Consider the following 17,943-nt stretch of genomic DNA (forward strand, 5'->3'; position numbering starts at 1 on the left):
ACTGCGGCCTCGCCGCCGTTCGATCATGATCACTGCGCGCTCTTCGCTGCTCAAATGGCTGTACGTCGTTCCCATCGCAATACCTTACCTGCAGCAGGGTGTTGCACTTGGAACTTGAGTCTAAGGGGCCCCCGTATGCTGAATGAGCGTGACAGGATTTTCGGTAGGCGGAAACTTTGAAAAACACCTTGAGCGATGGGGCTCACTCGATGAAATGAGTTCATAGAAGAGCGCGTCTGTCATCAGTACGTTGTGGGACAGGCAAGGCTCGCGGATACGATTGGAGCTCGATCCCTGAAGGAAGCACTTGTCGATTACTATTGTCGGTCGCTGCATATGATGGTTAACGTGCTGGCTCAGGGGTGCGAAGCCGGACAGCCGGCGTAGCGTCCCTCTGGAGCGGCGGAAAAAAAATATCAGTAACCACAGTCATGTTTGGTCAACTCGAAGCGAACAATTTCAACTCCATCATTCCCTCTGTAGGAATAGACGTAGGTTCCTCCGTATTGAAGCGAAGGTTTCATTTCCGTGCTTCCACAAACGCTCTTTCTGACCGCTGGTTGCAGCTTTGCGAGAAGCCAGTCACGTTCGATGTCACGCGAAGAATATTGTTGAAATGAATAGAAGTATGTCAGTCGTGCGCCAGGTCCGGCGACGGATTTATCCCACCGCGTGTCTTGATCTACCATGACTGGCCCTCGTGCGTTTGCTTGTTCGGCGGCTTTGGTAAAACCTTCCGACAGCTTTGCTTCGATTTGCTGCTGTGTCGGCTTTGACGATGAAAAAGCAGCTTTGCCAACTCCTTTGCCAATCTGGCCCCCTATACTTGCCGCGATAAGCACAACAATGAAGCCAAAAACTGTCAGTACCTTCTTCCGCATACTTCCCCCCTAATGTTGGAAATGAGCGGCGACTGTAGGCGCGCGAAGCACGCCGGAAAGCGTCCACTCGGTTGACGGATTGGGCGTCACTGTGGTGCACCCGCAAGGGTTCATGCCACAAGCGCACAGGATGGGTGATGCGCAGCGAAACCCATCAATCCGCAAACAGGCACAGGCAGCCGGATTGCCCCGGGGCGGGTCGGTCGTATGCCCGGAGCCGGATGATGGGTTACGGATCGGCAGTTTCCACCTGTCCTGAGGCGCCCTCAGGCAGCCACTTTCGGCTCGAAACCGTCCTCGTCATAAATCAGCTGCGCCGGCTTGTCCTGCAGCGTGGTTTCGATGATTACGCCGCGGCCCCACAGGCGGTGCAGGTAGGCCAGCGTCTTCTCGGCCTGGCCCAGTTCCAGTTCCCGCCCGTCGTAGGCGTGTGTCAGGTGCAGCTTGCGGGCGCCGTCGTAGTCGGCATCGTCGATGCGGATGACCGGGAAGGCTGCCATGCCGACCGTGCCGATCAGCGTGTCGCGAATCTGCCGCCAGCTGTCCTCGTCGGCCACGCGCTGCACGACGTATTCGTCGTCCTCCGGACCGAACTCGTACATGTCCATCTCGCGCATCAGTCGGCCGCTCAGGAATTGGCGCAGGAACGAGGCGTCGCGGTCTGCCTCGCGGATGCGCATCAGCGTGGCCATGCCGTCGGTGGGCCCGCCGTAGCGCTCGCGCTCCTCGGGCGTCGGGTTCTCGCAGCGGCGCAGGATGTCGTGCCACAGCTTGAAGCCCAGGTAATACGGGTTGATGCTGCCCGGGTGCGGGCGCACCACCTGCGAGTGGTGGACCATGAATTCCATCTGCAGGTCGGCCGGCAGGTCCAGGCTGCTGACGATGCGGTGGTGCCAGAAGCTGGCCCAGCCCTCGTTCATGATCTTGGTCTCGATCTGCGGGATGAAGTACTGCGCTTCCTCGTGGACGATGGTCAGCAGGTCCCGCTCCCAGTTGGCGAGGTAGGGATTGTGGTCGCGGATGAACAGCAGGATGTCCTCTTCCGGCTCCAGCGGCACGCGTCGCAGGTCCGGCTCGGGCAGCTCCGGCGCGCGGTGGATGTCGGGGTGCGGGTCGTGCGGGCCGTGCGTGGCCTCGATGGCCCGCTCGCGCTGTTCGGCGTGACCCAGCTTGCGCACGCCAAGGTTGCGCCGGCAGTTGAAGGACAGCGCATGGGCGGCATCCAGCACCGCCTCCACCTTGTCGATGCCGATGGCCGGGTCTTCCGCATAGCGGCGCACGCGATCGGCGCGCGCCTTGAAACGCGATTGCGTCAGCTCCGGGTGCGTGCCCTGGAAGGTGAAGTTGTTCTTGAAGAAATCGTTGTGGCCATAGACGTGGGCGATGGTCAGGATCTGCAGGCACAGCGAGTTGTTGCGCATCAGGTACGCAATCGACTCGTTCGAGTTGATGACCATCTCGTAGGGCAGGCCGCTGACGCCGTGGTCGTAGGTGGTCTTGAGCTTCTCGAACGACTTGCCGTAGGACCAGTGCGGGTAGTGCGAGGGCATGCCGTGGTAGGCCATGTAGCCGAGCATCTGTTCCTCGTCGCAGATTTCGAACACCTGCGGGAAGCAGTCCAGGCCGAATTCGGCCACCTTTTCGCGGATGCGCTCGTCCCAGCCGATCAGGTCATCGACGTCCCAGCTACGCATGTTCACCTCCGGTGGCCTGTGCGGCCCGGTCCTTCTGCAGAAAGGCTTTCAGGCCGGGCCAGATGTCTTCCTTGCCGTGGATGGTCAGGGCGTGGAAGCAGTCGGACTTGATGCGCGAGAAGGTCTCCAGCATCGAGCTCTCGAAGATGCCGCGGCCGGGCGGCTTGATCTCGCCGTAGCCGAACAGGTTGGCCATCTCGCAGATGGCCTCGGCCGCCTGCACGGTCTTGTCGTTGTCGCCGGGGAAGTTGTCGCCGTCCGAGCAGTGGAAGGCGTAGATGTTCCACAGGCTCGGGTGGTAGCGCTCGCCCAGGATTTCGAGCCCCTTCTGGTAGGCGGACGAAATCACCGTGCCGCCGGACTCGCCCTTGTGGAAGAACTCCTCCTCGGTCACCTCGGCGGCGGTGGCGTGGTGGGCCACGAACACCAGCTCGACTTCCGCATAGCGGCTGCGCACGAACTGATACAGCAGGAAAAAGAACGACCGCGCCAGGTATTTCTTGGTGCTGTCCATCGACCCTGAGGTGTCCATCATGCACAGCACCACGGCGTTCGACTGCGGCCGGGTATCCGGCAGCAGGCGGCGGTAGATCATGTCCTCCTTGTGGAAGGGGAAGCGCTGCTCGACATCGCCGGCCACGGCTTCGCCGGTCGGCACGTCCGGCGCACCTGCACGCTGGGCGATCTGGCGCCGGATGCGCTGCATGGCGGTGCGTTTCTTGTCCAGGTGCACGCGGATGCCGGAATGCCGGAAGCCCTTGCGCTGAAAGGCGTGCTCGGACGGCAACTGGCGCAGCTTCTTGCGCTCCAGGTCCGGCAGGGACAGGTCCTCGAACATGATGTCGATCAGCTCTTCCAGGCTGATCTCGGTCTCGTAGTAGTCCTGACCGGCCTCGTTGCCGCCCTGGCCCTTGCCGGCGCCGGACTGGTCGCCCTGGCCGACGCTCTGGCCGACTTCGGTGCCGCCCTCGCCGGTGCCGACGCCGGGCTGGTTCTGGCCATACACGAAGCGGTACTCGCGGATGCCGCGGATCGGCACCTTGACCATGCGGTCGCCGCTGCGGCCGATGATGGCCTCTTCGGCCACGATGTCGCCGATGTTGTCGCGGATCGCCTGGCGCACCTTCTGGCGGTGCCGGGCGCGATCGCCGGCGCTGCGGTCCGAGCGCAGCGCGTCGGCCGGGAATGATCGGAACTGGGAGCGCGTCATAGCCCCTCCTGCTGTGCATCGCCGCGTGGCACGGTGCGGCGCCGTTGCGACGGGCTGGCGGCGGCCGGGGCCGCCAGCCCGTTCTCAAGCCTGCCTCGCGGTCAGTCCTTCCACAGGTTGTTGGCCGCGTACTTGAGCACCACCTCGGCCGAGTGCTCGTTGTAGCCCAACTCGATCATGCGCTGGATCAGGGTGTCGTACTTGTCCTTCTGCTCCTCGTCGCGGGTGCGCGACTTGGTGACGATGCGGCTCATGTCGCGCACCGAATGCAGCAGCTTCTTCTCCAGCGCGTCGCGCAGCGGCTCGTAGGCGCGGTAGCTGACCTTCTCGCCGCGCCGCGTGGCCGCCCACAGGTAGGACATGACTTCCTGCCGGAAGCCTTCGGCCGCCGAGCCGACGATGCCGATCTGCTCCTCGACCGACTTCAGGAAGCTCTCGTCCGGGCGCAGCTCCTCGCCGGTGTTGCGGTCCTTGACCTTGGACTTGTTCACGTAGGCCTCGGCGTGGTCCAGATAGTTCTGGAACAGGTCCTCGGCCTGCTGCTCGAACGAGAACACGAAGGCGCGTGTGACTTCCTTCTCCAGGATGTCCAGGTAGGCCTTGTGCAGGGTGTCCTGCAGGAATTCCAGGTACAGCTTCTTGGTGTCTTCGGCCAGGTCGGCGCGCTTGACCATGTCCACCAGCGCCTCGCGCACGCTGATCGGGTTGATGCCGACTTCGGGGTTGTCGGCGAGCGCATTGTCGAGCGCCTTCATGATGAAGCGGGTCGAGATGCCGAACAGGCCCTCGCGGTGGGTGTCTTCCTGCAGGGACTTGGCCGACAGCTTCAGCGTGGTGCCTTTCTTGACCACTTCCTCGCCGTCGTACAGGCGCAGCTTGGTCATCAGGTCACACTTGGAGGTGGGCTCCAGGCGCGACAGGATGGCGAACATGCTGGCGATTTCCAGCGTGTGCGGCGCGATGTGGGCGCGGAACTGCGACTCGCGCAGCATCTTTTCGTAGATCTTGATCTCTTCCGACAGGCGCAGGTTGTACGGCACCTTCACCACCACGATGCGGTCCATGATCGCCTCGTTGGTGTGGTCGGCCTTGAACTTCTGCCACTCGGCCTCGTTCGAGTGGGCGATGATGGCGCAGTCCACGTACACCGTGCCGTGGCGGCCGGGCGCCGGCACGAACTTCTCCTGCGTGGCGGTGATCATGGTGTGCAGGTATTCGGGCTCGTTTTTGAACACCTCGATGAACTCGACGATGCCGCGGTTGCCGACGTTGAAGGCGCCCGACAGGTCCAGCACCCGCGGGTCGGACTCCGAGTAACGGTCGAGCTTTGAGATGTCCACCGAGCCGATCAGGACCGATGTGTCCTGGTTGTTCGGGTCCACCGGCGGCACCACGCCGATGCCGCGCCGCCGGTGCCGGGAAAATGCCACCCGGGCCACAGGCACATCCTCGTAGCGGCCGCCGAATTCGGTTTCCAGGCGGTGCCGGCACAGCGGGCACAGCTCGCCCTCGATCGGCACGCCGAGCACGTCCGAGAAGCTGCGGCGCAGGTGTACCGGTATCAGGTGCAGGGGCTCCTCGGCGATCGGGCAGCCGTCGATGGCGTAGACCGGTTCGGTTTCCTCCAGCGCCCGTTGCAGCTTGGCGACCAGCGAGCTCTTGCCGGCGCCCACCGGGCCCATCAGGTACAGCACCTGCCGGCTTTCCTCGCCGCGCAGGGCCGCCGAGTGCAGGTAGCGGACGATCTGCGCGATCGACCGCTCGATACCAAAGAATTCCTTCTCGAAGTAGTGGTAGCGCTTGATGCGCTCGTCGCCGAACAGGTGGTTCAGGTGCGGATCGTCGGTCTCGCCAAGGTCCGCGGAGCCGGCCGCCGTGACCGCCTCGTACAGACGGGCATGGGCGAGTTTCGGGATGGTCGGGTCTTGGCGTACCAGTTCCAGGTAATCCAGGAAATTGCCCTGCCAGCTGTGCTCCTGGCGTGCCTTGCGGTCTTCGTCGATCAGGTCAGCGAAGGATCCAGTACTCGTACCCATGTAACGACCTCCGTCGTGTGTCAATCCTGTTGCGTGCGTGCGGTTCCCTGTTCTTTGATTGCTTGTGTTATCGACCATCCGATGCCTGTCGGGCATTCCCAGACCCCGCCCGCGCAGCGGTCCGATGCGGCCGCAGGGGCAGGAACGATGTCAGGGTGGATGGCGCCTCCCGAAGTGACTGTTATCAAGACCCGTGCCAAGTGCCCCGGCCAGTTTCGTCGCCCACGCCATGGGCGGGTTCCGCGCCGTGGATCACTGTGGTTCTTTGACCCGAAACGGCGCAACAAGTTGACGGCCGGTCGCACTGCGCTGGTGCATGGACTCTTGTAACCTCATTCGGCTGCGCCGGCAAACCCCTGCCCCGCTGCTACCATGACAGACTCACCCCTGCCCAGTGTCCGATGCAAAGCAGCGCGCGTCCCGATGAGCCCGATTGAATTCGACCGCCAGCGCGATGTGGAAGTGCTGCAGCGGGAAACGGTTTTTCAGGGTTACTTTCGCGTCGACCGTTATCGCTTGCGGCACCGCCTGTTCGGCGGCGGCTGGAGCCGGCCGTTCCAGCGCGAGCTGTTCGAGCGCGGCCACGCCGCCGCCGTGCTGCCCTACGACCCGCAGCGCGACAGCGTGTTGCTGATCGAACAGTTCCGCATCGGGCCCTACGCCCACGGTGGATCCCCGTGGCAGATCGAAATCGTCGCCGGCATCATCCACGAGGGCGAAACCCCGGCCGAGGTGGCGCGGCGCGAGGCAGTCGAGGAGGCCGGTTGCCAGCTCGGTCCCGACTTGCTGCCGATTGCCGCCTACTACATGAGCCCCGGTGCGGTCAGCGAGCATCTGACGCTGTACTGCGCGCTGACGGACCTGACAGGCGCCGGCGGTATCCACGGCGTGGTCGACGAGGACGAGGACATCCGCGTGCATGTGGTGTCGTTCGCGCAGGCCCTGGATTGGCTGGCGGCCGGCCGCATCCAGAACAGCCCGGCGATCATCGCCCTGCAGTGGCTGGCCCTGAATCGGGCCCGTCTGCAAGCCACTGCGCCGCAAGCGGGCTGAGCCGGCATGACGCGCGCCTGCGATGCCGCACGGGTGGTGGCGGCAAGGACGCCATCAGGCTGCGCCGTTGCACCATTTCAGGGCGCACTTTCGCTGGCGCCGCAGGCGATCCTGTTCGATCTGGACGGCACCCTGGTCGACAGCGTGCCCGATCTGGCGCGTTGCGTGAACGCCGCGCTGGCCAGTGTCGGACACGCCGCGGCCGACCAGGACCGCGTGCGCGGCTGGGTCGGCGAGGGCGCGGCGCGTCTGCTGCACCGCGCGCTGACCGGCTCCCCCGAGGGCATTGCGCCGGCGGCACTGCACGGCCAGGCAATGGCCGTTTTCAACGCTCACTATGCCGCCGAACCCTGCCGCGACAGTCGGCTCTATCCGGGTGTCGCCACCACCCTGGCGGCACTGGCTGGCGCCGGCATCCGGCTCGGCTGCGTCACCAACAAGCCACATCGGTTCGTGCAGCCGCTGCTGGCGGCGCTTGGGCTTGGCGAGCGTTTTGCCAGCATCATCGGCGGCGACAGCACGGCCCGCCTCAAGCCTGACCCCTTGCCGGTCCTGGCGGCACTGTCCGGGTTGGGCGTGGCGGCCGACCGCTGCCTGCTGGTCGGGGACTCGCGCATCGACATGGCGGCGGGCCGGGCGGCTGGCGTTGCCACGGTGGCCGTGACCTACGGGTACGACCGCAGCTGCGATTTTGCGGCGGCCGGCGCGGTGGCCGTTCTCGACCGCCTGACCGACCTGCCTACGGTGTGGGGGCAGCCGGCCATCACCGGCTGAGCCGCCGCGATGCCGATGCGCTTGCCGGCGGGCTGAGTTAGTCTGCCGGCGCCGGCGCGGCCCCTTGCCGCAGCGTTTTCCTCCGGACTGCCGCCATGCCCAAGCTCGCATCCGAAACGCCTTCCGATTCGCTTAAACCAAGCGCCGTTCTGGTCGTCAGCCAGCGCCCGCGGCCGGGCCTGGGGCGTATCCTGCCGTCCCTGGAAGCGCTGGGCCTGCCGGCGGTGGCGATGCTGGCCAGCCAGCTCGGCGATGCGCTGCCGCCGCCGTTTCAGGCCGCGCCGCAGCAGGTGGTCGTCCTCGCCGTCGATGCCGAATCGGTCCGCGCCGCCTGGCGTGCCGGGGCCGGTCTGGTGGCCGGGCTGGGCAGTGGCAAGCACGGTGCGTCGCAGCTTGCTGCGGGCGCGGAATTGCTGCTCGAGGCACCATCCGAGATCGGCAGCGGCAGCCTGCTGAGCGCGTACGCCGACAAATTCCGCGCGCTGCCGGATGCCACTGCGATGCTCGCCGCGTTGGCCGGCCGGCCGCTGGCGTTGCTGTTCGATTTCGACGGTACGCTGGCGCCGGTGCCCGACCATCCGGCCGATGGCTGCCTGCCGCCTGCCATGCGTGAGCTGCTTGCACGCCTCGTGGCGCGCCATCCATTGGCCGTGGTCAGCGGGCGGGCGCTCGCTGATCTGGCCCCGCGCGTGGCCCTGCCGTCGGCCTACCTGGCCGGCAATCACGGTCTCGAACTGCGCGGTGCCGACTACGACCCGCAGACGCTGCATCTGGCGGCCGACTGGCGGCCGCTTCTGGATGCCGTGCACGATCGCCTGTCGCCTCTGCTGGCGGGGTATCCGGGCGGCGTCATCGAGCACAAGGGCGTGACTATCTCGGTGCATTACCGAGCGATTGCGCCGGGTGCTGCGGTGGGGCTGCGCCGCGACGTGGTGAGCGCGGTTGCGGCCTTCGACGGGCTCGTTCTCGAAGGCGGCCGGCAGGTGCTGGAAATTCGCCCCGCCATCGATCGCGACAAGGGCACGGCCGTCGAGTGGCTGCACGGGCGCATGCAGCGCCTGGTCGGACACTGCATGCCGATTTTCTTCGGTGACGATCTGGCCGATGAAGCCGCCTTTCGCGCCGCGCGCCGCGCCGGCGGCTACGGGGTGCTGATCGCCCGCAGCGGACGGCCGACGGCAGCAAGCTGCCGCCTGGACTCGCCCGAGGCCCTGCTGGCCGCCCTGGCGCCGCTGCTGGCCTGAGCCTCAGTCCTCGTCGCGGCTGCGAAACTCGCCCTCGATGATGCGTACCTCGGTGCTGGAGGCGGCGCCGACCGGACCGGCCATGCGTGCCGCCAGCCTGCGCCGCAGCGGTGCGATCAGCAGGCACACACCGACCGCGTCGGTGATGAAGCCGGGCACTACCAGCAGCAGGCCGGCGAGCTGCGCCAGCACGCCTTCCAGCATCGGTCCGGCCGGTGATTGCCCGCCGGCCAGAGCCGACCGCAGCCGGGCCACGCTGGCGATGCCGTGGTAGCGCATGACCGCGCTGCCGGCGACGACGCCAAGGATCAGCAACAGCAGCGTCGTGAGCGCGCCCAATCGCGCCGCCGCCAGCAGCACCAGGTAAAGCTCGGCCAGGGGGAGGCCGACGAAGATTGCGAAAAATGCAAAACGGCGCATTGCAGGCATCAGCATGATTGAAAAAACCGGCGGCTATGATGCCCGCTGCCGGTGGGTTCATGCTGCGGAAACCCTGGTACGACGCGATTGACCTCCAGGGCGGCTACGTGCTGGCGCCGATGGCGGACGTCACGCAGGAACGGCGCGAGTGGCTGGCGGCAAGCTGCGGGAGCTGGGCATCGCCTGAAGACGAACGACCGACAACGGGTTTGCGCCCATTGTCGGTCGATTCCGTGCCGGCCGCTCAGCAGTTGCCCTTCTTGGCCTGGCCCGGCGGGCAGAAGTGGCCGCGGTGGTGGTGGCCGTCGTCGCGGTACGGGTACTCGACGTAATGGCGACGGCCGTCGTAGTCATGGTCGCGGTCATTGTCGGTGGTGATGGCGGTGCCGGCTGCCGCGCCCACGGCGCCGCCGATGATGGCGCCGCTGCGGCCACCCACTTCGTTACCGACTGCTGCGCCCGCGGCGCCGCCCAGGCCACCGCCGATGGCGGCATCCAGCGTGTCACCGGCATGGACCGGGGCCGCCAGGGCCAGGGCGAACAGGGCGATGTAAGGGAACGGTTTTTTATTCATGACGGTATGCTCCGGTTGGGTGTGGCAGTCGGACAAGCTTCTCGACCGCCGGTTCCCTTGGCTTCAGTACACGCCGTCCAGGGTGCGGCGCGGATGACAGTTTCGCCCTTGCAGCCTGAACCCAGGCTGAACGGCTCGTTGGCCTTCAGCGCGCCGCGGCCAGCGACGGATAGAAGCGCTGGTTCATGCGCTGGTAGTAGGCCATCAGGTTGGCGGTGCGCTGGATGCGCTCGCGCATCGGATTGTCGATGGGCGGCCCGACCAGGCTCATGATGAAGGCCTGCGCGGTGGCGTCCACGCTGGTCGGCGTGTCGCCCAGCAGGAAGGCCTTCTCGCCCAGCAGCACCGACAGGGCGTCCAGATCCGCAAAGCCGAAGCGGAAAATCTCGTCCCGGCTGTGCCGGCCAAGGCCCTGGCCGGTCAGGTTGCGGCGCAGGCTGCGGCGGACCAAAGGCGGGATCAGAACCCGCAGCGGCCACGGCAGGCCGCCGAACAGCGCCTGGCGCATGGCCTGATAGCCGTTGTCCTCCATCCAGCGGCAGTGCAGCAGCACCCAGTAGGTGCTGTCGTGCAGCATGCGGTTGATGGCGTGGGCGCGGGCGCGCTGTTCGGCCGTCAGGCTGGCGTCGACGCGGTCGCCGTACTTGTCCTTCAGGTACTCGATGATCAGTTCCGAGTCGCCGATGGTCTGGCCGTCGTCGCGGATGAACGGAATCTTGCCCTTGGGGCCCTTGCGGGCGTCGTTCTGGGTGATGGTCTCGAACGGCAGACCGGTCATTTTCAGATACAGCTCGAGCTTGATGCAGAACGGACTCGGGTTGGGCAGGCCCCAGGCGGGGGCGAACTCGTACAGCTCGATCATGAAGGCTCCGTCGTGGGCAGGATCAGCACGCCAGCCGCGGCCAGCGCCGCGACGGCGGCGGCATCGTAGCCGATAGCGGCCAGCACGGATGCGGTGTCGGCGCCGAGTGCCGGTGCCGGCTGCGCCGGTGCCGGCAACGCCGCGCCGTCGATGCGCACCGGAAAGGCGGGAGCCGGCGCGGTCGGGCCCTGCTCGGCCAGCGCCTCGGCCACGCTGCGCACGCGCAGCATCGGCAGCCGGTGCGCGTTGGCGAGCGCCTCCCATTGGTCGGCGTCGCGGCTGGCGAACAGCGTTTTCAGTTCCGCCTGCAGCGCGTCGCCGTGCCGCTGGCGGCTGGCGAGGTCGGCGTACTGCGGTGCGCGCAGCGCGGCCCCGGCCGCGCCCAGCGCCGCTACGAAGCCGTCGAAGAAATGATCCTCCAGCAGGCCGGCGGCAATGAGCGCGCCGTCGCGGCAGGTGAAAAGATCGTTCGCCGGGTGCAGATGGGTCCGCGACTGGGCCGGCGCCAGCCCGCGGCAGGCCGCCAGACTCAGCGCCGCATCCGTCAGCGAGGCGTCGAGGTACGCGCCTTCGCCGGTGGCCGCCCGGCGCAGCAGGGCAGACACCACCGCCAGTGCCGCAAACAAGCCCCCGGCGGTGTCGGCCACCGGCACGCCGGGCCGTTGCGGCGGTCCCTGCCAGTGCCCGGGCCGGGCCAGCGCGCCACCGGCGGCCAGATAGGTCAGGTCGTGGCCGGGCAGGGCGGCGCGCGGGCCGGTCTGGCCAAAGCCGGACAGGGAGCAGTAGATCAGGTCCGGCCGGGGCTGTTTCAGCGTGTCGTAATCGACGCCCAGCCGCGCCGCCACGCCGGGGCGAAAGCCCTCCAGCACCACGTCGAAGCCGGCCACCAGGCGCTGCACGAAGGCCCCTGCGCCGGGCGCCTTCAGGTCCACGCAGACGCTTTTCTTGCCACGGTTGTTCATGGCGAACAGCTCGTCCGGCAAATGGCGGCCCGGATCGCCGCCCGGCGGTTCGAGCTTGACCACCTCGGCGCCCAGCGCCAGCAACTGCGCGCCGGCGAACGGCCCCGGCAGGAAGGGCGCCAGTTCCAGCACCCGCACGCCGACCAGCGGCGCGAACATCAAATTGCCTCGGCCATCAGTAGGACTTGGGCAGGCCCAGCACCCGCTCGGCCAGATAGCACAGCACCAGCTGCGGGCTGACCGGCGCCAGGCGGGTGATCATCACCTCGCGCAGGTAGCGCTCGACGTGGTACTCCTTGGCATAGCCGAAGCCGCCGTGGGTCATCACCGCCTGCGTGCAGGTCTTGAAGCCGGCCTCGGCGGCCAGGTACTTGGCGGCGTTGGCATGCGCGCCGCAGTCGGCGCCGCGGTCGTACTGGCTGGCGGCGTTCAGCATCACCAGGTTGGCGGCTTCGAGCTCGGCCCAGCATTCGGCCAGCGGATGCTGGATGGCCTGGTTCTGGCCGATCGGGCGCCCGAACACGACCCGCTCCCTGGCGTACTCGGTGGCCTTGCGCAGCGCCACGCGGCCGATGCCGATGGCCTCGGCGGCGATCAGGATGCGCTCCGGATTCAGGCCGTGCAGCAGGTAACGAAAGCCCTGGCCTTCCTCGCCGATGCGGTCCTGCACGGGGATTTCCAGGCCGTCGATGAACACCTGGTTCGAGTCCACGCACTTGCGGCCCATTTTCTCGATCTCGCGCACCTCCACCCGGGCGCGGTCCAGGTCGCAGTAGAACAGCGTCAGGCCGTCGATCGGCCGGGCGGTTTCCTCCAGCGGCGTGGTGCGGGCGATCAGCAGCATCTTGTGCGCGTGCTGGGCGTTGCTGGTCCACACCTTCTGGCCGTGCACGACGTAGCAGTCGCCGTCGCGGCGGGCGAAGGTTTTAAGGTGCGTGGTGTCCAGGCCCGTGTTGGGCTCGGTCACGGCAAAGCAGGCGCGCTGCTCGCCGCGGATCAGCGGCGGCAAGAAGCGCTCGCGCTGCTCGGGCGTGCCGAATTTGACGATCACGTTCGGCCCGAACAGGTTCAGGTGAATGGCCGAGGCGCCCGACAGGCAGGCGCCCGACGCGGCGACGGTCTGCATCATCAGCGCCGCTTCGGTAATGCCAAGCCCCGCGCCGCCATAGGCCTCCGGCATGGCGATGCCCAGCCACCCGCCAGAGGCCATGGCGTTCACGAAATCCACCGGAAATTCGCCGTCGTGGTCCCGTTCGAACCAGTAGCGGTCATCGAAGGGCTCACACAGGCGCTCGATCTGCTCGCAGATGGCCTGCTGGTCGGCGGTCAGCTCGAAATCCACGTCACTCCTCCGGACTGAATTCTTTTATTGACGTTCGAGACTGGCCGGCGGGTCGGCAGCGGGCGCGCGCGGTCGCCGGCCGAACAGGCGCAGGATGCCGCCGCCGATCTTGCGCAAGGCCCGAAAAATCTTGGGCAACAACCAGGCGACCAGTACCAGGAAGGCCACCAGCAGGCTGATGAACAGCCAGGGTTGATTCAGCGCCGCCCACAGGCCGCCGAATACGGCGACATCCTCCGCCACCGACGCGGTCCAGTTCGAGAACGGCTCCGGTGAGGTATTGATCAGCAGGCGCGTACCGGCCTTGGTGACGTGACTCGTTGCGGCCATGCCACCGCCCAGGATGCCGGCGGCGATTTCGAGCGCCGGCGTGACCTCGCCCACGGCGCCGGCCGCCAGCAGCGCCCCGGCCGGGATGCGAATGAAGGTGTGCAGCGCGTCCCAGCCGCTGTCGACGCCCGGCGTCTTGTCGGCGAAGAATTCCACCCCGTACATCAGGCCGGCGGCGCCGATCACCAGCGGACTGGCCAGCACCTGCAGGTCGGGCGGCAGGGCCAGGTCGCCGGTGGCCCCGGCGATGCCCAGCACCAGCAGGGCGGCGTACAGGTTGATGCCGCTGGCCCAGCCGACGCCCAGCGTCAGCGCGATGGTGCGTACAAGTTCGTGATAGCTGTCCAAGGCGGCCTCACCGGCAGGCTGCGACGGGGCCGGCAGTATCGCATGGCGGCCCCTGGCCGCCTGGCGCCGGGAACGGGTCGTGACCGGAATGTCGCAGCCGGTCCGTGCCGATCAGCTCACAACATCAACGGGGTGTCGGGCAATTCGTTCTCGCCCGCGCGGCCGGTGGCAGGGAAGTGCCGCGTCAGATGCCTGCTGACCGCGTCGATGCCCTGGATCGCGCCTGCCGCGTAATCGCCCCGCCTGAAGGCGCTTTCCATCATGCGGCAGACGGCTTCCCACTGTTCGGTTCCCACCCGCGCGTGAATGCCGCGGTCGGCGATGATCTCCACATCCCGGTCGGCCAGCAGCAGGTAGATCAGGACGCCGTTGTTGTGCTGCGTGTCCCAGATGCGCAGGTGGGAGAACAGTTCGAGCGCACGTTCCCTGGCAGACTGGCCGCGAAACAGCGGTCCGGTGTCCAGGGCTGCCTCGACCACAAAGCGCAGCTGCCCTGCGTGCCGCTTTTCGCTGGCCTCGATCGCCTGTTCGATGGCCGCCAGCGCCGCTTTTGGAAAGGTCCGCGCAAGCTGCCGACGGGTCGTGAGCAGGTGCCTGACGATGCGTTTCAAGTCCATGCCTACCACCGCCCCGAGGCGCCGCCGCCACCGAAGCTGCCGCCGCCGCCGCCAAAGCCGCCACCTCCAAACCCGCCGCGACCGCCCAGCCCCCCCGGATACCCGCCAAAACCGCCGCGTCCGCCGCCGCCGAGCAAGGTAAACAAAAAGGCCACAACCCCGGCGATCAGGGCCACGATGAGGGTCCCGATCAGCAGCCATGCGACGACCGCGATGATGGCACCGCCGACCGCTGCGCCCGGGAGCCGTCCGAGCACCGCCCGAAGCACGCCGCCAACGGCGACGACCAGAAACAGGATGATTGGCAGCTGGCTAAACAACGCGTCGCTGGAGCCTGCCGGCCGCGCCGTCGGGGGTGGCAGGGCTTCGCCGTCGATGACGCGAATCATCCGGTCGACGCCGGCACGGATGCCGCCGTAAAAATCGCCTTGCCGGAAATAGGGCGTGATGACTTCGCTGACGATGCGTTTGCTGGTGGCGTCGTTCAAGGCGCCTTCCAGGCCGTAACCGACTTCGATGCGCAGCGTGCGGTCTTCCTTGGCCACAATCAGCAGGGCGCCGTCATCAACCTTCTGGCGTCCGAGCTTCCATTGTTCGACCACGCGCAGGGAATACTGCTCGATCGTTTCCGGCGCTGTGGTGGGCACCATCAGGACGGCGATCTGGCTGCCCTTGAGCGCCTCGAAGGCGCGTAATGTTTGTTCGAGCGCGGATTTCTGCTCGGGTGTCAGGGTCCCCGTCTGGTCGGTGACGCGCGCCGTCAGCGGCGGGACGGCCACCTCGGCGTGGCCCGCCCACGGGCTGCACAGCGCCCAGGCCAGGATCAGGATTCGGGATGCCGTCAGCACCGGGCGTCGCGGCGGCGGGCAGTCAGGGCCTGGCCGGTGCCGGGCTGAAGTCGACCTTCGGTGGCGCCGAAATCTCCTGCTCGTTCTGGACCGTGAAATTGGGCTTCACGCGGTAGCCGAACAGCATCGCCGTCAGGTTGGACGGGAACGAGCGCACCGTGACGTTGTAGTCCTGCACGGCCTTGATGTAGCGGTTGCGGGCCACGGTGATGCGGTTTTCGGTGCCTTCCAGCTGCGCCTGCAGATCGCGGAAATTGGCGTCGGATTTCAGCTGCGGGTAGTTCTCGGACACCACCAGCAGGCGCGACAGGGCACTGCTCAGTTGCCCCTGCGCGGCCTGGAATTTCGCGAAAGCTTCCGGGTCGTTGAGCAGTTCCGGCGTGGCCTGAATCGAGCCGACCGAGGCGCGGGCCTGCGTCACCTGCGTCAGGACCTCCTTCTCCTGCGCGGCGAAGCCTTTGACCGTGTTGACCAGATTGGGCACCAGATCGGCGCGGCGCTGGTACTGGTTCAGCACCTCCGACCAGGCCGCCTTGACCTGCTCGTCAGCGGTCTGGAACTTGTTGTAGCCGCAGCCGCTCAGGGCCAGAGCCAGCAGTGTGGCCAGCAGCAGTCTTGCCTGTCGCATCTACGGTGTCCTTGCGATGGGTGCGTGTGGTTGGCCGCTCAGCCGACCAGATCCGCCGCCAGCGCCGCGCGCGTGGCGGCCGGTAACGGGTCGATGCTGACCGTCATGTTCGGGTGATCGATGCCGGCGGCCAGGTCCGCGCCCGCATGCAGCGCCCCGATCATGGCCGGCGTGAACTCGAAGCGCACGAAGTGCACGGCGGAGGTCTTGTCGTCGTTCTCGCGCTCCATGTCCTCGTCGGCGATGGCGTACACCGGTTCGTGGCCGGCCACGCGCAGCCAGACGCGGTCCTCGACGCCGATCAGGCGGGCCAGGGCGACGCGCCGCTCGGCCTCGTCGTCGTACTCGATCATGAAGGTGGCCTTCAGGTTGTGGCCGTCCGGGATCAGCGGGTTGTAGGCGTCCAGCTCGTCCTGGATGCCGCGCGCCTCGAACACGCGCTCGATGCGCAGCATTTCCTGGATCTGGTACTGGACGGTCAGGCGATCCTCGAAGGCCAGCGTGGCGTGCGGGCCGAGCTGGATCTGGCGGTTTTTCTTGTGCTCCAGCACGCGGGCACGCATCGCCGGGCGTTGCTCGGCGTACTGCTCCAGCGACAGCAGGTCGGCGCGGGTGAGTTTTTGCATGGCTCAGACTCCGTAGGCCAGGCGCAGCAACTGCAGCGGGTGCTCGGACGGCTTGCCGTTGCCGACGCCGTGCTCGATGTGCTTGCAGGCGATCGGGCAGTCGCTGGCGTAGTGGATGGGGTCGATCTCGCGCACGCGGTCGAACACCGGCGTGCCGATCTTCATCGACAGCGGATGGGTTTCCACCTTCACGCCGTAGGTGCCGTCGTGCCCGGCGCAGCGCTCGATGGCCACCACCTCGGTGTCCGGGATCAGCTGGAACACCTCGCGTGTTTTCAGACCGATGTTCTGCACCCGCAGGTGGCAGGGTGGGTGGTAGGCGATCTTGCCCAGCGACTGCTTGAAGTCGGTCTTGAGCAGGCCGTCCTTGTGGCGGGCGATCAGGTACTCGAACGGATCGAAAATGCGCGCCGCGACCTTCTGCACGTCGGCATCGTCCGGGAACATCAGGCGCAGCTCCTGCTTGAACATCAGCACGCAGGACGGCACCGGCGCCACGATGTCGTAGCCCTGGTCCACGTAGGCGGCCAGCGCCGGCAGGTTGTGTTTTTTCAGCTCGTTGACCGAGTCCATGTCGCCCAGTTCCAGCTTGGGCATGCCGCAGCAGCGGCTGTTGTCGGCCAGTGTCACCGGCAGGCCGTTGTGGCGGTAGATGGCCGCCAGATCGTCGCCCAGCTCCGGCATCTGGTTATGGCCGTAGCAGGTGCCGAACAGCAGCACCTTGCCGGTGGTGTTGGCGCCGGCCTGCGGCGTCAGCGGCGCGTTGACCGCCGCCTGATCCTTGAAGTGACGCTTCAGCGGCTTGCTCGCGAACGGCGGCAGCACGGCATCGGCGTGGATGCCCATGACCTTTTCCATCACCTGGCGGGCCGGCTTGTTGCGGTTCACGGCATTGACGGTTTCGGTGACCACCGGAATGCCGGCCAGCTTGCCGGTCAGGTCGGTGGAGGTCAGGAAGCGGTCGCGAAACGACGCGCCCTTGGTTTTGAACTTCACCGCCTTGGCGCGCAGCATCAGGTGCGGGAAGTCCACGTTCCACTCGTGCGGCGGCACGTACGGGCACTTGGTCATGTAGCACAGGTCGCACAGGTAACACTGGTCGACCACCTTGATGTAGTCATCCTTGGCCACGCCGTCCACTTCCATGGTGGAGGACTCGTCCACCAGATCGAACAGGGTCGGGAAGGCCTGGCACAGGCTCACGCAGCGGCGGCAGCCGTGGCAGATGTCGAACACACGCTCCAGCTCCTTCTCCAGCGCCTGTGCGTCGTAGTACTCGGCGGTCTGCCATTCAATGGCGTGCCGGGTCGGGGCTTCCAGGCTGCCTTCGCGGGGCGGCGTACGGGACGGGGAATCAGCCATGATCGGGGCTCCTGCGTGAACGGACCGGCGTTGAGACACTGATTACGGCGATGGCTCGGCACCTGGGCCGGCCAGCAACGGGGCCTTGCGCCCCGCGACAAACGTTCCGAAAAGCGAGGCGGGGACCGTCGC

18 protein-coding genes are annotated in these 17,943 nt (G+C 66.8%); 3 read left to right on the forward strand and 15 right to left on the reverse strand.

The genetic code is table 11. From position 1 onward, the window contains the following. Positions 1 to 416 precede the first annotated feature (416 nt). The 4 genes from H5U26_RS13810 to H5U26_RS13825 all read right to left on the reverse strand — a co-directional run bounded on the left by H5U26_RS13810 (position 417) and on the right by H5U26_RS13825 (position 5,821). Positions 417 to 881: a hypothetical protein gene (locus H5U26_RS13810; protein ID WP_290620696.1), complete on the reverse strand. Its 465-nt coding sequence runs from the start codon at positions 879 to 881 to the stop codon at positions 417 to 419. Positions 882 to 1,147: 266 nt separating this feature from the next. After that, positions 1,148 to 2,575 (reverse strand): SpoVR family protein, encoded by a 1,428-nt coding sequence (locus H5U26_RS13815; RefSeq protein WP_290620698.1) that lies wholly within the window; start codon positions 2,573 to 2,575, stop codon positions 1,148 to 1,150. Then, positions 2,568 to 3,785 carry a DUF444 family protein gene (locus H5U26_RS13820; protein WP_290620700.1) on the reverse strand — a complete coding sequence of 406 codons (1,218 nt, stop codon included), beginning with the start codon at positions 3,783 to 3,785 and terminating at the stop codon, positions 2,568 to 2,570. The genes H5U26_RS13815 and H5U26_RS13820 overlap by 8 nt, the downstream gene beginning before the upstream one ends. 101 nt (positions 3,786 to 3,886) lie before the next feature. Then, positions 3,887 to 5,821 (reverse strand): hypothetical protein, encoded by a 1,935-nt coding sequence (locus tag H5U26_RS13825; RefSeq protein WP_290620702.1) that lies wholly within the window; start codon positions 5,819 to 5,821, stop codon positions 3,887 to 3,889. Between the two features lie 423 nt (positions 5,822 to 6,244). Between H5U26_RS13825 and H5U26_RS13830 the strand changes: the two genes are divergently transcribed. From H5U26_RS13830 to otsB, 3 genes are all read left to right on the forward strand, one after another. Further along, a complete protein-coding gene (locus H5U26_RS13830) occupies positions 6,245 to 6,874 on the forward strand; it encodes an NUDIX domain-containing protein (RefSeq protein WP_290620704.1) in 630 nt (209 codons plus the stop codon). A 6-nt stretch (positions 6,875 to 6,880) separates the two neighbouring features. Further along, positions 6,881 to 7,648 (forward strand): phosphoglycolate phosphatase, encoded by a 768-nt coding sequence (locus H5U26_RS13835; protein WP_290620706.1) that lies wholly within the window; start codon positions 6,881 to 6,883, stop codon positions 7,646 to 7,648. A 95-nt stretch (positions 7,649 to 7,743) separates the two neighbouring features. Next, the gene (otsB, locus tag H5U26_RS13840; RefSeq protein WP_290620708.1) at positions 7,744 to 8,892 is read left to right on the forward strand and encodes a trehalose-phosphatase; all 1,149 of its coding nucleotides are present in this window, start codon (positions 7,744 to 7,746) and stop codon (positions 8,890 to 8,892) included. 3 nt (positions 8,893 to 8,895) lie between these two features. On the opposite strand, the gene H5U26_RS13845 is transcribed toward otsB, so the two are convergent. The 11 genes from H5U26_RS13845 to H5U26_RS13895 form a co-directional block, all read right to left on the reverse strand. After that, entirely contained in the window at positions 8,896 to 9,327 is a 432-nt protein-coding gene (locus H5U26_RS13845; protein WP_290620710.1) for an FxsA family protein, read from the reverse strand. A 229-nt stretch (positions 9,328 to 9,556) separates the two neighbouring features. After that, positions 9,557 to 9,886, reverse strand: coding sequence for a glycine zipper domain-containing protein (locus H5U26_RS13850; RefSeq protein ID WP_290620712.1), 330 nt, complete (start codon positions 9,884 to 9,886; stop codon positions 9,557 to 9,559). 145 nt (positions 9,887 to 10,031) lie between these two features. Then, positions 10,032 to 10,748 (reverse strand): glutathione S-transferase family protein, encoded by a 717-nt coding sequence (locus tag H5U26_RS13855; protein ID WP_290620714.1) that lies wholly within the window; start codon positions 10,746 to 10,748, stop codon positions 10,032 to 10,034. Then, positions 10,745 to 11,869: a CaiB/BaiF CoA-transferase family protein gene (locus H5U26_RS13860; RefSeq protein WP_290620716.1), complete on the reverse strand. Its 1,125-nt coding sequence runs from the start codon at positions 11,867 to 11,869 to the stop codon at positions 10,745 to 10,747. The genes H5U26_RS13855 and H5U26_RS13860 overlap by 4 nt, the downstream gene beginning before the upstream one ends. A gap of 16 nt (positions 11,870 to 11,885) precedes the next feature. After that, a complete protein-coding gene (locus H5U26_RS13865; protein WP_290620718.1) occupies positions 11,886 to 13,052 on the reverse strand; it encodes an acyl-CoA dehydrogenase family protein in 1,167 nt (388 codons plus the stop codon). Positions 13,053 to 13,076: 24 nt separating this feature from the next. Beyond that, complete coding sequence (locus H5U26_RS13870; RefSeq protein WP_290620720.1) at positions 13,077 to 13,730, reverse strand: DUF4126 domain-containing protein; 654 nt, start codon at positions 13,728 to 13,730, stop codon at positions 13,077 to 13,079. Between the two features lie 116 nt (positions 13,731 to 13,846). After that, a complete protein-coding gene (locus H5U26_RS13875) occupies positions 13,847 to 14,347 on the reverse strand; it encodes a TPM domain-containing protein (protein WP_290620722.1) in 501 nt (166 codons plus the stop codon). A gap of 2 nt (positions 14,348 to 14,349) precedes the next feature. Then, entirely contained in the window at positions 14,350 to 15,192 is an 843-nt protein-coding gene (locus H5U26_RS13880) for a YgcG family protein (RefSeq protein WP_366055973.1), read from the reverse strand. Between the two features lie 25 nt (positions 15,193 to 15,217). Further along, on the reverse strand, positions 15,218 to 15,823 hold the full coding sequence (locus H5U26_RS13885) for a LemA family protein (RefSeq protein ID WP_290620726.1): 606 nt from the start codon (positions 15,821 to 15,823) through the stop codon (positions 15,218 to 15,220). A 38-nt stretch (positions 15,824 to 15,861) separates the two neighbouring features. Next, positions 15,862 to 16,449 (reverse strand): DUF3501 family protein, encoded by a 588-nt coding sequence (locus H5U26_RS13890; protein WP_290620728.1) that lies wholly within the window; start codon positions 16,447 to 16,449, stop codon positions 15,862 to 15,864. A gap of 3 nt (positions 16,450 to 16,452) precedes the next feature. Then, positions 16,453 to 17,811 carry a heterodisulfide reductase-related iron-sulfur binding cluster gene (locus H5U26_RS13895; RefSeq protein WP_290620730.1) on the reverse strand — a complete coding sequence of 453 codons (1,359 nt, stop codon included), beginning with the start codon at positions 17,809 to 17,811 and terminating at the stop codon, positions 16,453 to 16,455. Positions 17,812 to 17,943: the final 132 nt, after the last annotated feature.

Source organism: Immundisolibacter sp., assembly GCF_014359565.1.
Taxonomy (GTDB): Bacteria; Pseudomonadota; Gammaproteobacteria; order Immundisolibacterales; family Immundisolibacteraceae; genus Immundisolibacter.